The sequence below is a fragment of the Arthrobacter mangrovi genome (genome assembly GCF_026011795.1).
In the GTDB taxonomy this organism is placed as follows: domain Bacteria; phylum Actinomycetota; class Actinomycetes; order Actinomycetales; family Micrococcaceae; genus Crystallibacter; species Crystallibacter mangrovi.
Genome location: NZ_BRVS01000024.1, coordinates 17,663 through 31,463 on the forward strand (window position 1 = coordinate 17,663; position 13,801 = coordinate 31,463).

12 protein-coding genes and 2 tRNA genes are annotated in these 13,801 nt (G+C 67.8%); 2 read left to right on the forward strand and 12 right to left on the reverse strand.

The window, feature by feature from the left end; translation table 11 throughout:
• Nucleotides 1-122 precede the first annotated feature (122 nt).
• The 3 genes from nrdE to nrdH are packed head-to-tail and all read right to left on the reverse strand — an operon-like array spanning nucleotide 123 to nucleotide 3,014.
• Nucleotides 123-2,243, reverse strand: coding sequence for a class 1b ribonucleoside-diphosphate reductase subunit alpha (gene nrdE, locus AHIS1636_RS16405; protein WP_264796953.1), 2,121 nt, complete (start codon nucleotides 2,241-2,243; stop codon nucleotides 123-125).
• Nucleotides 2,244-2,254: 11 nt separating this feature from the next.
• A complete protein-coding gene (gene nrdI, locus AHIS1636_RS16410; protein WP_264796917.1) occupies nucleotides 2,255-2,740 on the reverse strand; it encodes a class Ib ribonucleoside-diphosphate reductase assembly flavoprotein NrdI in 486 nt (161 codons plus the stop codon).
• 28 nt (nucleotides 2,741-2,768) lie between these two features.
• Nucleotides 2,769-3,014 carry a glutaredoxin-like protein NrdH gene (nrdH, locus tag AHIS1636_RS16415; RefSeq protein WP_262104865.1) on the reverse strand — a complete coding sequence of 82 codons (246 nt, stop codon included), beginning with the start codon at nucleotides 3,012-3,014 and terminating at the stop codon, nucleotides 2,769-2,771.
• A gap of 545 nt (nucleotides 3,015-3,559) precedes the next feature.
• Between nrdH and AHIS1636_RS16420 the strand changes: the two genes are divergently transcribed.
• Both AHIS1636_RS16420 and AHIS1636_RS16425 read left to right on the forward strand, forming a co-directional pair.
• Nucleotides 3,560-4,483 carry a LysR family transcriptional regulator gene (locus AHIS1636_RS16420; protein ID WP_264796918.1) on the forward strand — a complete coding sequence of 308 codons (924 nt, stop codon included), beginning with the start codon at nucleotides 3,560-3,562 and terminating at the stop codon, nucleotides 4,481-4,483.
• 175 nt (nucleotides 4,484-4,658) lie between these two features.
• Nucleotides 4,659-6,353 (forward strand): SulP family inorganic anion transporter, encoded by a 1,695-nt coding sequence (locus AHIS1636_RS16425; protein ID WP_264796919.1) that lies wholly within the window; start codon nucleotides 4,659-4,661, stop codon nucleotides 6,351-6,353.
• A 91-nt stretch (nucleotides 6,354-6,444) separates the two neighbouring features.
• Here AHIS1636_RS16425 and AHIS1636_RS16430 read toward each other — a convergent pair.
• The 9 genes from AHIS1636_RS16430 to obgE form a co-directional block, all read right to left on the reverse strand.
• A tRNA-Ala gene (locus AHIS1636_RS16430) sits at nucleotides 6,445-6,520 on the reverse strand.
• Nucleotides 6,521-6,601: 81 nt separating this feature from the next.
• Nucleotides 6,602-6,674, reverse strand: a tRNA-Ala gene (locus tag AHIS1636_RS16435).
• A gap of 111 nt (nucleotides 6,675-6,785) precedes the next feature.
• Nucleotides 6,786-7,172, reverse strand: a complete 387-nt coding sequence (gene rsfS / locus AHIS1636_RS16440) for a ribosome silencing factor (RefSeq protein ID WP_264796920.1) — start codon at nucleotides 7,170-7,172, stop codon at nucleotides 6,786-6,788.
• 24 nt (nucleotides 7,173-7,196) lie between these two features.
• The gene (locus AHIS1636_RS16445) at nucleotides 7,197-8,618 is read right to left on the reverse strand and encodes a hypothetical protein (RefSeq protein ID WP_264796921.1); all 1,422 of its coding nucleotides are present in this window, start codon (nucleotides 8,616-8,618) and stop codon (nucleotides 7,197-7,199) included.
• 34 nt (nucleotides 8,619-8,652) lie between these two features.
• Nucleotides 8,653-9,315, reverse strand: a complete 663-nt coding sequence (gene nadD, locus AHIS1636_RS16450) for a nicotinate-nucleotide adenylyltransferase (protein ID WP_264796922.1) — start codon at nucleotides 9,313-9,315, stop codon at nucleotides 8,653-8,655.
• A 1-nt stretch (nucleotide 9,316) separates the two neighbouring features.
• Nucleotides 9,317-9,544, reverse strand: a complete 228-nt coding sequence (locus AHIS1636_RS16455; RefSeq protein ID WP_264796923.1) for a hypothetical protein — start codon at nucleotides 9,542-9,544, stop codon at nucleotides 9,317-9,319.
• A gap of 121 nt (nucleotides 9,545-9,665) precedes the next feature.
• Complete coding sequence (locus AHIS1636_RS16460) at nucleotides 9,666-10,985, reverse strand: glutamate-5-semialdehyde dehydrogenase (protein WP_264796924.1); 1,320 nt, start codon at nucleotides 10,983-10,985, stop codon at nucleotides 9,666-9,668.
• 52 nt (nucleotides 10,986-11,037) lie between these two features.
• Nucleotides 11,038-12,168 carry a glutamate 5-kinase gene (proB, locus tag AHIS1636_RS16465; protein ID WP_264796925.1) on the reverse strand — a complete coding sequence of 377 codons (1,131 nt, stop codon included), beginning with the start codon at nucleotides 12,166-12,168 and terminating at the stop codon, nucleotides 11,038-11,040.
• Nucleotides 12,158-13,723, reverse strand: a complete 1,566-nt coding sequence (obgE, locus tag AHIS1636_RS16470) for a GTPase ObgE (RefSeq protein WP_264796926.1) — start codon at nucleotides 13,721-13,723, stop codon at nucleotides 12,158-12,160. The genes proB and obgE overlap by 11 nt, the downstream gene beginning before the upstream one ends.
• Nucleotides 13,724-13,801 lie beyond the last annotated feature (78 nt).

Here is a 13,801-nt window from a genome sequence, read left to right on the forward strand (position 1 = left end):
CTAGTTCGCGGCGGTGACACTCCGGCCCCTCCGCATGCGGCCTCCCCCGCCGGAGTACCGGAGGGAAAGCGTACGACGGCGGGCGGTCACCCGCCGTCGTACGTTTTAGTTGCCCGAAGCTACTACAGCATGCAGCTGACGCAGCCCTCCACCTCGGTCCCTTCCAGGGCGAGCTGGCGCAGGCGGATGTAGTAAATCGTCTTGATGCCCTTGCGCCAGGCGTAGATCTGGGCCTTGTTGATGTCGCGGGTGGTGGCGGTGTCCTTGAAGAACAGCGTCAGCGACAGGCCCTGGTCCACGTGCTGCGTGGCGGCGGCATAGGTGTCGATGATCTTCTCGTAGCCGATTTCGTATGCATCCTGGTAGTACTCCAGGTTGTCGTTGGTCAGGTACGGCGCCGGGTAGTAGACGCGGCCGATCTTGCCTTCCTTGCGGATCTCGATCTTCGAAGCCACCGGGTGGATGGAAGAGGTCGAGTTGTTGATGTAGGAGATCGAACCCGTCGGCGGCACGGCCTGCAGGTTCTGGTTGTAGATGCCGAACTCCATGACGGAGGCCTTCAGCGCTTCCCAGTCCTGCCGGGTCGGGATGTGGATGTTCTGGAACAGCTCCTTGACCTTCTCGGTCTGCGGCAGCCAGTCCTGCCCGGTGTACTTATCGAAGAACTCTCCGGTGGCGTACTTCGAGTTCTCGAAGCCGCCGAAGGTCTCCCCGGTTTCCTTGGCGATGGCGTTGGACGCGCGGAGGCAGTGGAAGAGCACGGTCGCGAAGTAGATATTGGTGAAGTCCAGGCCCTCTTCGGAGCCGTAGTGGACCCGCTCGCGGGCCAGGTAGCCGTGCAGGTTCATCTGGCCGAGGCCGATGGCGTGCGACTGCGCGTTGCCTGCCGCGATGGAGGGCACGGAGTTGATGTACGACATGTCCGAGACCGCGGTCAGGGCGCGGATGGACGTCTCGATGGAAGCGCCGAAGTCCGGGGAATCCATGGTCTTGGCGATGTTCATCGACCCGAGGTTGCAGGAAATGTCCTTGCCGACCTCGGCGTACGTCAGGTCCTCGTTGTACTCGGAGGAGGTGGAGACCTGCAGGATCTCCGAGCACAGGTTGCTCATGGTGATCTTGCCGGCGATCGGGTTGGCCCGGTTCACCGTGTCCTCGAACATGATGTACGGGTAGCCCGATTCGAACTGGATTTCGGCGAGGGTCTGGAAGAACTCGCGGGCGTTGATCTTGGTCTTCTTGATCCGGGCGTCGTCCACCATCTCGTAGTACTTCTCGGTGACCGAGACGTCGGAGAAGGGCATGCCGTAGACGCGCTCGACGTCGTACGGGGAGAACAGGTACATGTCCTCGTTGCGCTTGGCGAGCTCGAAAGTGATGTCCGGGATCACCACGCCGAGGGAGAGGGTCTTGATCCGGATCTTCTCGTCCGCGTTCTCGCGCTTGGTGTCGAGGAACCGGTAGATGTCCGGGTGGTGGGCGTGCAGGTACACCGCGCCGGCGCCCTGGCGCGCACCGAGCTGGTTGGCGTAGGAGAAGGAGTCTTCCAGGAGCTTCATGACCGGGATGACGCCGGAGGACTGGTTCTCGATCTGCTTGATCGGGGCGCCGTGCTCGCGGATGTTGGTCAGGGACAGCGCGACGCCGCCGCCGCGCTTGGACAGCTGGAGGGCCGAGTTGATGCCGCGGGCGATGGACTCCATGTTGTCCTCGATCCGCAGCAGGAAGCAGGAAACCAGCTCGCCGCGCTGCTTCTTGCCAGCGTTCAGGAAGGTCGGCGTGGCCGGCTGGAACCGTCCCTCGATGATCTCGTCGACCAGCCGGGTCGCCAGGTCCTCATCGCCGCGGGCCAGGTGCAGGGCCACCATGCAGACGCGGTCCTCGTAGCGCTCCAGGTAGCGCTTGCCGTCAAAGGTCTTGAGTGTGTAGGAGGTGTAGAACTTGAAGGCGCCCAGGAACGTCTCGAACCGGAACTTCTTCTTGTAGGCGTGGCTGAACAGGTCGCGGATGAAGTTCATCGTGTACTGGTCAAGCGTTTCGCGCTCGTAGTAGTCGTGCTTGACCAGGTAATCGAGCTTCTCGTCCACGTCGTGGAAGAAGACCGTGTTGGTGTTGACGTGCTCCAGGAAGTACTGGCGCGCCGCCCACCGGTCGGCTTCGAACTGGATCTTGCCGTCCGGTCCGTAGAGGTTCAGCATCGCATTGAGCTCGTGGTAACCGAGCCCCTTGTACGCTGCGGGCAGTTCCTTAGCGGCTACGGCCGCGTCTGCGACTGTCGTTTCCAAAAGTCTTCCAATCCTTGTTTGACCCGGTCCACGTCGTCGGACGTCCCCATTAGTTCAAAGCTGTATAGATGCGGCACCTGGCACTTCGCGGCGATCTTCTTTGCCGCCAGGCAGTATGTGGTGCCGAAGTTCGTGTTGCCGGAACCGATGACTCCGCGGAGCAGGTTCCGGTTGCCCTCGTGCTTGAGGAATTTGAGGACCTGCGGCGGAATCGAATTCCGGCCGTCCTCGCCGCCGTACGTCGGGATGACCAGGACGTACGGCCGGCGGGCGTAGATGGTTTCGTCCCGGGAAAAAACCGGTATCCTCGCCGCCTCCACACCGAGCTTGGCGATGAAGCGGTGCGTGTTCCCGGAGGCCGACGAGAAGTAGATCAGGGATGCAGCCGTGGTGGAACCGGGGCCGCCACCGGCCCCTTGCCCGATGGCCCCACAGGCCGCCAGGAGAGCCGTCATGGAGACCGCCTTTCCGATTCCGTTCCGGCTAGGCCACGGTAGCGGCCGCGGACTGGGCGAGGCCCTCGATCTTGTCCGGGCGGAAGCCGGACCAGTGGTCCTGCTCGGTAACGACGACCGGAGCCTGCATGTAGCCCAGGGCCCGGACGCGGTCCAGGGCTGCGGGGTCCTGCGAGAGGTCAACGGTCTCGTAGGCGATGCCCTTCTTGTCCAGCGCCCGGTAAGTCGCGTTGCACTGCACGCATGCCGGCTTGGTGTAAACCGTTACAGTCATGGTCCCTCTCCCGTAAAGTCTGTGGCTATTCTTCGCTGTCGCCCGGTGCCGTCCCGCCGTCACACCGGCTGGTCCTGCCATTCACCCGCCAGCGGCTTTCAATCTACTACATCTAGTGCACGCATCTCGCCGCGACCCCTAGATGATGTATTACAAGTATGTCATTCATCCCCCGCGTCGTCCACAGGAACCCGGGATTCGATGAGTGATGAAACCGTTGATTTTCCGCGGTTCCGACGCCTCCGCCGGAACGCCATCCACAGGCTGTGGACGGACTTGCCAACAGGTTCGGAAATTCTTCGTGTCGCATGTTCTTCGGCGTGTCGTTCCGCCCATGCCGTGCCGCCCGAGCGACCCCCGCCGCTCCCGCAGCCAGCCTTAAGTAGAACACCCGCGGCCGGCAATCCATTCCTGTGCCGCGGCTGCCCGCCGCAGGCGGCGCGGCCTTGGCCGGACCGTCGCTTCATCCCCTCCCGGCACCGGAAGAGGCGCTTTCGTGCCTAAGATGCTGTGATGGGGCATCCTTCCATTCGTCAGGAGAGCTAATGGTCAATACGGTGCATCTGCGCACCCTCCTGGAAGTGACCAGGCGCGGCTCCTTCGCGGCCGCCGCCGGCCAGCTGGGCTACACGGCATCGGCCGTGTCCCAGCAGATGTCGGCGCTGGAACGCGAGACGGGCGTCAAGCTCTTCGAGCGATCGGCCCGGAGTGTCCAGCCCACCGAAGCGGCGCAGATCATGTCGCGGCACGCCGCCAAGGTGCTGACCGACATCGAGGCGCTGCTCGCCGCAACGGCCGGCAGCCACGATGCCAGCGCACAGGAAATCAAGCTGGGCATCTTCCCCAGCCTGGCCACGTATGTGCTGCCCCGCCTGCTGAGCGCCTCCGACTGGTCCGGCCTCGGCATCAAACTCAAGGTCTACGTGGCCGAACCCGGCCAGACGATCCAAGGGCTGCGGAGCGGCGGCGGACTCGACGTCGCCCTGGTCTTCCAGGTCGGACAGGGCGGCTTGGCCTGGCCGCACAACATCAGCCGGCAGTGGCTCGGGGACGACAACTACCGGGTGGTGCTGCCGCAGTCCTGGGGCATCCGCCACGGCGCCACGGTAACGGCCTCCCAGCTCGCCGAAATGCCGTGGATCATGCACCACCCCGGGACGAGCGACGCGACGGTGATCGAGCGGCTCTTCGCCAGCTGCGACCTGCATCCGCGCGTGGCCGCCTACTGCGACGACTTCAACGCCAGCCTGGCCATGGCCGCCTCCGGCCTGGGCGCGGCACTGGTTCCGGAACTGGCCCTGCAGAACGGACCGGACGGCATCGTCGTCATCGACGTCCCCGAGGTGAGGCTGGCACGGAACATCTTCGCCCTGCTCCTGAACGACCGGCAGAACCCGCGGCTGGATGTCTTCATGGACCGGCTCTCCGGCATCCTGCACGAGTCCAGCATCGCCCCCAGGCGCCGCTGAACCGCGGGAGCCGCAGGCGCCCGGGGGCCCGCGGGATGCGCCTGCTGCCTGCCCCGCGCGGCAGCAACCGTGCGAGGCAACCGTGGCTGGCCCCGCAGGGTGCGGTGGATAATAAGCTCAGCCCCGGGCGCGCAGCCGGAGCGTCCGTACCGACCGACCGTGAGGCAGGGCTCGAGTGGGACAGCCCAAGTGGATCGACAGGTTCTTCCCCGGAATCGGCGTCGTCCTGCGCTATGACCGCTCCTGGCTGCGCTCCGACCTGGTGGCCGCGGCAGCGCTGTTCACCCTGCTGATTCCGGCAGGTATGGCCTACGCCTCCGCCGCGGGGCTGCCGCCGGTCACCGGGCTCTACGCCACCATCGTCCCGCTGCTGGCCTACGCGGTCTTCGGCCCCTCACGGCTGCTGGTGATCGGGCCGGACTCGTCGCTGGCACCGATGATCGCCGCCGCCGTGCTCCCCCTGGCCCTGGAGGACCAGGACCGTGCCGTTGCCCTCGCCGGCCTGCTCGCGGTGCTGACCGGGCTCATCCTGGTCGCCGGCCGGGCGCTGAAACTCGGCTTCGTCACCGGGCTGCTCTCCAAACCCATCCGTTCCGGCTACCTCAACGGCATTGCGCTTGTGGTCTTCGCCAGCCAGCTTCCCAAACTGATGGGCGTCCAGGGCTCCGGGGCTTCGACCTGGGAGAACTTCGAACGGGCCGCGGGCGCGCTCATCGGTGGCGGCGTCAACGGCACGGCGCTGGCGATCGGCCTGGCATCGCTGGCGGGGATCGCGGTTCCGAAGCTGCTGGGGTGGAAAATTCCGGGCATCCTCGTCGCGGTTGCAGGGTCCATGATTGCGACGGCGGCGCTGGGGCTTGCGTCCGTGGTCCCGGTGGTCGGGGCGCTGCCTCAGGGCCTGCCGGCGCCGGCCCTCGCCGGGCTGAGGCCCGCTGACGTCCTGGCCCTGGTCGCCCCGGCCGCCGGGATCGCCCTGATAACCTTCGCCGATACCGGCGTCCTGTCCCGCACGCTGGCGGACCGCTACGGCTATCGTGTGGACGGCAGCCAGGAGATGGGCGCCCTGGGCATGGCCAACGTGTCGGCCGGCCTACTCGGCGGGTTCCCGATCTCCGGCAGCACCTCGCGCACCCCGGTGTCCATCGACGCCGGGGCCCGCACCCAGCTGGCCGGCTTCGTCGCGGCGCTGCTCGTCGCGGGTTTCATGCTGCTGGCACCGGGCCTCATGGCGTACCTGCCGCAAAGCACCCTCGCCGCCGTCGTCATCGCGGCCGTGGCCTCCCTGGTGGACATCAGGACCCTCGTGCGGCTGGCACGCATGAGCCGAACCGAAACCGTCCTCCTCATCGCTGCCTTCCTGGGCGTCGTCTTCGTGGGCGTCCTCCAAGGCATCGCCATAGCCGTCGGCCTGGCTTTGCTGGCCTTCGTCCGGCAGGCCTGGAGCCCGTACCGCACCGAACTCGTCAAGGTGCAGGACGTGCCGGGCTTCCATGACGTCGACAGGCATCCGGAGGGCGAACGGATTCCCGGGCTTGTCATCGCCCGTTTCGATGCCCCGCTGTTCTTCGCCAACAGCGCACTGTTCAGCGACCACATCAGGACGCTGGTCGAGGAAGCTCCCCCGCCGGTGCGGATGGTCATTGTTGCGGCCGAGCCGATCACCGGCCTGGACACCTCGGCCACGGACACTCTGGTGGAACTCGACAAGCATCTGGAGCGCGAAGGAATCGATCTGGTGTTTGCCGAGATGAAGGGTCCGATCAAGGACCGGCTCGTCAGGTTCGGCGTCGGCAGCCGGTTCGGTCCGGACCACTTCTTCCCGACCACCAACAATGCGGTGAAGGCGTACCGGGGAACCGTGGACGATTGAGCCGCCGCACGCAATCCGGCGCGGGGTTGCCCTGAAAACGAAATGAGGCCCACCGCCTGCCGGTTATTCTCCGGCGGACGATAGGCCTCGTTGGTGGAGCTGAGGGGACTCGAACCCCTGACCCCCTGCATGCCATGCAGGTGCGCTACCAGCTGCGCCACAGCCCCGTTAGGAAATACTGCCGGCGGATGATGCCGGACTGTTGTGTTCCACGGCGTGGTTCCATCTGTTGCAGATGCTTCCACGAGTGGAGCTGAGGGGACTCGAACCCCTGACCCCCTGCATGCCATGCAGGTGCGCTACCAGCTGCGCCACAGCCCCGTATTCGGTGGTATTTCCTTGCCGCCCCGTCCGGGGCAACTTGAATATTCTATGCAGAAGCTGCCGGGGATGCCAAATCGGCCGCGCGGAGCATCCGTCCCCGGCTCCAGGCTACTCCGAGTCCGCCGGCGCAGGCTGCGCTTCCAGCTGCAGGTCGATGCTCGGGCAGTCCTTCCACAGGCGCTCGAGGGCGTAGAACACGCGGTCCTCCTCGTGCTGGACGTGGATCACGACCTCGGCGTAGTCGAGCAGGACCCAGCGGCCCTCGGAACGGCCCTCGCGGCGGACGGGGCGCAGGTCCATCTTGTGCAGGGCCTCCTCGACACCGTCGACGATGGCGTTGACCTGCCGCTCGCTGGGCGCCGACGCGATCAGGAAAACGTCGGTGATGGCCAGCCGTTCGCTGACGTCGATCGCCACGATATCCTTGGCGATCTTGTCCGAGGCCGCACGGGCTGCTGCGCGGGCGATGGAGATGGAATTTTCGGAAGCGGTCACTGAGGTCCCCTTGGTTAGTGCGGTCTAGCCGCTGAAGCTGATGATCATCATGGTGATGCCGGCGATGAAGGCCAAGGCACCCAGGGCAAGGGCGGCTATGACGGCAATCCGCATGCGGTTGGCCTGCCCCAGTCCTGCCGTTCGTGCGTCGAGCGGGTCCAGCCCGTGCGCGTTGGTTGCGCGCAGCGGCTGGATCTTGTTGTCTGCAACGTTTTCGGCGTGGGCCAGCAGCCGCGACCGCGGTGCTGGCCCGGCCGGTTCCGGCGCCACGGGCTTGCGGGGCGCGGGCTTGGCCGCCGGCTTGTTCTGCTGCGCCGCGGACAGGGTGTCCTTCCGGGGCGGTGCGGGCGTTGCCGTCTTGCCCGGATCAGCAGGACGGGCGGGCGCCGGCGCCGCTCCCGCCGCCGCCTTGGTCCGGGCAGCAGGCAGCGGCGTAGCCGGCCCCGTGACCTTCTCCGGGCGGCCGGCGGGGCGGGCCTTCTGCAGCCGGTCCGCCACAATCGGCACGTGCGAGGTGGTCGAGGGACGCAGGACGTGCTTCTCGCCCCCGGGCATGCGCACGAATTCCATCGGAGCCGAAGCCAGGTCCTTGACCGGGGGCTGCCCCGTGGCGGTGGTGCGTTGCTGGCGGGCCTCGGCGCTCAATCGCTGCTTGTCGGCGGCGCGCCGGTTGAGTACGGCGGCGCGTTCGGCGAGGGCCTTCTGCTGCGCCAGCACCTCCAGGTCCACCTTGCGGGGGTCCTGCTGCTGCGTGGCCAGCACATTCGCCATGTTCCTGGCCTGGCCAATCAAGAGTTCCCGGGCGGCCAGCGCCTGTTCGACGGACATCTCCCCCGCCTCGACTGCCTGGGCTGCGGCAGGGGGAAGCTCCGGAACGGCGGCCGTCGCCGCGGTGCCGTCCGGCTGCATGGGCTGCTCGCGCTGGCGGCGGTCGCGCCGCCCGCCCTCCACGGGCGGATGCTGGGGACGGTAGCCGGCGTCAACCGTCATCCCGCCGTCTGCCTCGCCCGAGGTACCGCCACCCTTGTTACCGGACGCGGCGCCGTCGTTAGCATCTGGAACGGGAGGACCGCCAGCCGGCTTGGCCGGCGGCTTGCCGGCGCCCTGGGCACCGCGTTCCCGCTCCAGTTGCTGCAGCCTCAGCTGCCGGCGGGTCGGCGGGTTCTGCTGTTCCTGGGGAGCGGGAATCTTCGGCAGCGCTTCGGTCAGTGCCTTCAAGGCTTGGTGTGCTTCGCGGTCGCGGGCCCGTGCCTGCGAGGAGCGTTCGGCGGGGCGCTGCTTTCCCGCCTCGGGATCCCGGGTGGGCGCGTCCGGTGCACCGGCAGGAACCTCCGGTGCTGCGGCCTCCGTCGCGGTGAGTTCCCGGTCCTCGGGATGGTCGGCGGCTTCGCTGCGCTGCAGCCGAAGTTCCCTCCGGCTGCGAGGCTGCTGCGATTCCTTGCTCATGCTCTGCTAATCACCCATGTGGTCTCGTCTGCGGCTAGTTCTGTGATTCTGTTGCTCCCGGGAGTGCGGAGCGGTACAGGCCGTACTTGGCTATGTACTGTACTACGCCGTCCGGCACCAGGTACCAGACGGGCTGGTCTTCGGCGACGCGGTCACGGCAATCCGTGGAGGAGATGGCCATTGCCGGCACCTCCAGCAGGCTCACATCCTTGCGACCGAGGTCGTGGAGGACATGGCCCGGCCGGGTCACGCCGACAAAGTGCGCCAGCGACCACAGCTCATCGATGTCCTTCCAGGACAGGATCTGCGCCATGGCATCCGCGCCGGTAATGAAGAACAACTCGGCGTCCGGCCGGGCGGCCCGCAGGTCGCGCAGGGTGTCGATGGTGTAGGTCAGGCCGGGACGGTCGATGTCCACGCGGCTGACCGTGAACCGCGGGTTCGATGCGGTGGCGATCACCGTCATGAGGTAGCGGTGCTCGGCCGGCGAGACGTCCCGGGACGACTTCTGCCACGGCTGGCCGGTCGGCACGAAAACCACTTCGTCCAGGTCGAAGACGGCGGCGACCTCGCTCGCGGCCACGAGGTGGCCGTGGTGGATCGGATCGAAGGTCCCGCCCATCACTCCGAGCCGGACGCGCCGGCCGGTGTCCCCCGCGGAGCGGGAGGCCGCATCCGCGGGTGACGCGAAGGGCATGCTAGTGGCGGGCCTGGCCGTGGTCGTGCTTGTTCGGATGCTGGCGGTGCGGGTCGACGTGTTCCTCGACCGCGGGGTGCCGGTGGCCGACGCTGGTGAACGCCATCGTGGCGAACATCAGGACGAGGAAGACCACGAAGATGCCTCCCCCGATTGCCTCGGCCGGAACCGGCAGTTCAACATGCGGTTCGGCTGCCGCCAGTGCGGCGCTGTATACCTGAGTCAGCATTGTTCTCCCTCTTCAGAGTGCGTCGAGCGCCATTACGCGGCGCGGGTCTGCTTCTGTCTAATCCTACGCGGTGAGCGGCGGCAAGCCCGCATCGGCGGGCCGCCGGGCTGCGGCCATCCGGTCAGCCGCGGACCTGGCCTTCGCCCTGGACGATCCACTTGGTGGTGGTCAGTTCGCGCAGCCCCATCGGGCCGCGGGCGTGCATCTTCTGCGTGGAGATGCCCACTTCGGCCCCCAGCCCCAGCTCGCCTCCGTCGGTGAAGCGCGTCGAGGCGTTGACGATCACGGCGGCGGAATCGATCTCGGCGATGAACCGCTCGGCGTTGGCCAGGTCGTTGGTGATGATCGCCTCGGTGTGGCCGGTGGTCCAGTGCCGGATGTGCTCCAGGGCCTCGTCCATCGAATCGACAACGCCGACCGCCAGGTCGAGGTCCATGTACTCCTGCGCCCAGTCCTCGTCGGTGGCGGGCGTGGCGACCGCGCCCTCGGGCAGCAGCTCGGCGGCGCGCTGGTCCGTGTGCAGCCGGACTCCGGCCTCCGACAGCGCGCGCAGGACCTCGGCGGCCGCGTGGGCATTGGAATGCAGCAGCAGGGTCTCCACGGTGTTGCACACAGAGGGCCGCTGGGTCTTGGCGTTGAGCAGGATGTCGATGGCCATCTCGGTGTTGGCCGACTCGTCGAGGAAGATGTGGACGTTGCCCTCGCCCGTCTCGATGACGGGGACCTTGGCGTTGTTGACCACGGTCTGGATCAGGTCGCGGCCGCCGCGGGGAATCAGGACGTCGATCCGGCCGCGGGCCTGCATCAGTGCGTTGGCGCCCTCCCGGCCGTACTCGTCGACGCTCTGCACGGCGTCGGCCGGGAGGCCGACACGGTCCAGGGCATCCCGGATGACTCCGATCAGCGCAACGTTGGTCTGTGCCGCCGCGCTGCCGCCGCGCAGGACCACGGCATTGCCGCTCTTGAGCGCCAGGCCGGCGATGTCCACGGTGACGTTCGGCCGGGCCTCGTAGATGGCGGCCACCACGCCCATCGGCACGTGGACCTGGCGCAGGCGCAGGCCGTTCGGCAGGGTCTGGCCGCGCATGACCGTGCCCACCGGGTCCGGCTGTCCCGCGAGGTTCTTCAGCGCGTCGGCGAGCGAACCGATGCGGTCGGCCGAGAGACTGAGCCGGTCCAGCAACGCGGCGCTGGTGCCGTTTTCGCGCCCGGCTTCGACATCCAGGCGGTTGGCCCGCAGGATCAGGTCCCGCTTCGCCAGCAGCGAGTCGGCGATCTCCAGCAGGGCCTTGTCCTTCCAGGACCGGTTGGCCCTGGCCATGCGGCGCGAAGCGGTCCGCGCCCGGTCCGCGATGGCCCGGACGGCCGTCACGGCATCCGGCCGCTCGGCAGCGGCCTGCTCGTCACCGGAAGTTGCCTGGGAGGGAGCTGTCTGGGTCATACTGCGATTTTAGCCGGTGCGGAGCGGCGCGCCGTCCAGCGTTACGGACGCGTCACAGGACCACCAGGTCGTCAACATGCACGACCTCGCGCTCGTACTGCCGGCCCAGGCTCGCGCCGAGTTCCTTCGTGGAACGCCCTAGCATGCGCGGCAGTTCGTAGGAGGAGAAGTTGACGAGGCCGCGCGCGACGATGCGGCCCTCGAGATCCGCCAGTTCCACCGGGTCGCCGGGTTCGAAGGTGCCCTTGACCGTGGTGATCCCGGCGGGCAGCAGCGATCGGTGGCGTTCGCGCACTGCCTGCACGGCGCCGTCATCAAGGGTCAGGCGCCCCTGCACGGTGGCCAGGTGCGCCAGCCACAAAAGCCGGACCGGCCGGCGGGAACCGTTGACGCTGAACCAGGTGCCGACGTCGTTCCCTTCCAGCGCCTCCGCGGCGTTCGGGGTCGAGGTGACCAGCGCAGGAATTCCGGATTCGGCGGCGATGGTGGCGGCCTCGACCTTGGTGACCATGCCACCGGTTCCGACCCCTGCCTTGCCCGTGCTCCCGATGCTAACGCCCTCGAGGTCCTCCGCGCCGCTGACCTGCGGGATCCGCTTGGCACCGGCCTTGGGCGGGCCATCGTAGAGCGCGTCGACATCGGAGAGCAGCACGAGCGCCTCAGCCTTGACCAGATGCGCGACGAGGGCGGCCAGCCGGTCGTTGTCCCCGAAGCGGATTTCGTGCGTTGCCACCGTGTCGTTTTCGTTGACAATGGGCACGACGCCGAGGTGCAGCAGGCGGTTCAGCGCACGGTATGCATTAGCGTACTGCTGGCGGCGCATCAGGTCCTCGGCCGTCAGCAGCACCTGGCTCACGGCGACGCCGTGGGCGCCGAAGGCCTGCGTGTAGCGGGCCATCAGCAGGCCCTGGCCGACGCTGGCGGCGGCCTGCTGGGTGGCCAGGTCCCGCGGGCGGCGGGCGAGGCCCAGCGGGGCCAGCCCCGCCGCGATCGCCCCCGAGGACACCAGGATCAGCTCCGTGCCCCTGTTGCGCCGGGCGGCCAGCACCTCCACCAGGTCCAGCAGCGCGTCTTCCGCGATGCCGCCGGCCACGGAAGTCAGCGAGGACGACCCGACCTTGACGACCAGGCGGCGCGCGGTCCGCAGCATGGACCGGTCCGCCGCGGGATGCCTACTGGTCATCGCCGTCTTCCGAAGCGGCCCCCTTGTAGTTGGCCGATTCGGTCCAGAGGCCGGCCTTGCGCTCCGCTTCGAGCTCGGCGCGGGCGGCGGCCTTGGCATCCTTGCGGTCCTGCTGTTCCTGGCGCTTCTGGCTCCGGGTGGGCCGGCTGCTGAAGTCCGCGAGGCGCAGATCCGTGCCGCGCGGGGTGCCGGCGAGCAGCTCCGCGCCGCCCATCATGGTCGGCTCCCAGTCGAAGACCACGGCGTCGTCCTCGCCGATCACGACCGTCGAGCCGGGCACGGCGCCGGCCTTGAACAGCTGGTCTTCGACCCCGAGCTTCGCCAGCCGGTCGGAAAGGTAACCGACGGCCTCGTCGTTGTTGAAGTCCGTCTGCTTCACCCAGCGCTCGGGCTTCTCCCCCAGGACGCGGTAGAGCGGCTCGAGGTTCTTCTCTTCCTTGCGGATGGTGAAGCCGGCCTCGTTGACCGCCTTCGGGCGCAGCACGACCCTCGCCGGAGCGGGGGCGGAGGCCGCGTTGGTGCGGGCGGCGGAAACGATCTCGGCCATGGCGAAGCTCAGCTGGCGCAGGCCTTCGTGGCTGACCGCGGAGATCTCGAACACGCGGTAGCCGCGGCGCTCCAGTTCCGGCCGCACGAATTCCGCCATGTCCCGCCCGTCCGGGACGTCCACCTTGTTGAGGGCGACGAGCCGCGGCCGTTCGTTCAGCGGCACCACACCCTCGCTGCCCGCGTAGCTCATGTCGACGGCGTAGGCGCCCAGCTCCGCCTCGATCACCTCCAGGTCGGTGATCGGGTCCCGGTCCGACTCCAGGCTGGCGCAGTCCAGCACATGCACCAGGGCCGCGCAGCGTTCCACATGCCGGAGGAACTCGTGGCCCAGGCCCCGCCCTTCGCTGGCGCCGGGGATCAGTCCGGGGACGTCCGCGATCGTGAAGCGGACATCGCCCGCCTGCACGACGCCGAGGTTGGGCACCAGGGTGGTGAACGGGTAGTCGGCAATCTTGGGCCGGGCCGCGCTCAGGGCCGCGATCAGGCTCGACTTGCCCGCTGAGGGATAGCCGACCAGTGCGACGTCGGCGATGGTCTTCAGCTCCAGCAGCACGTCCCGCTCGTCCCCGGGAACTCCGAGGAGCGCGAAACCCGGCGCCTTGCGCTTCTGCGAGGACAGCGCCGCATTGCCCAGGCCGCCCTGGCCGCCCGCGGCCACGACGTACTCGGCTCCTTCGCCGACCAGGTCGGCCAAAACTTTGCCGTCCTTCGTCTTGACGACGGTACCGTCCGGAACGGGCAGGACGAGGGTTTCCCCGTTGCTGCCGTGGCGCATGTCGCCCTTGCCGAAGTCGCCGTTGCTGGCGTGGCGGTGCGGCGCATGGTGGTAGGACAGCAGGGTGGTGGTCTGGGAGTCGACCCGGAGGATGACGTCGCCGCCGTTGCCGCCGTTGCCGCCGTCGGGACCGCCCAGTGGCTTGAACTTTTCGCGTCTTACGGAAACGCAGCCATGGCCGCCGTCCCCACCGGATACGTGCAGTACAACCCGGTCAACGAAAGTTGCCACGTTCAACTCCTCTTGCGTGCGGCGGACCTGTCGCGCATGGACGGTCCATGGGTGATTCTAGTCGGGTTAAATACCAGT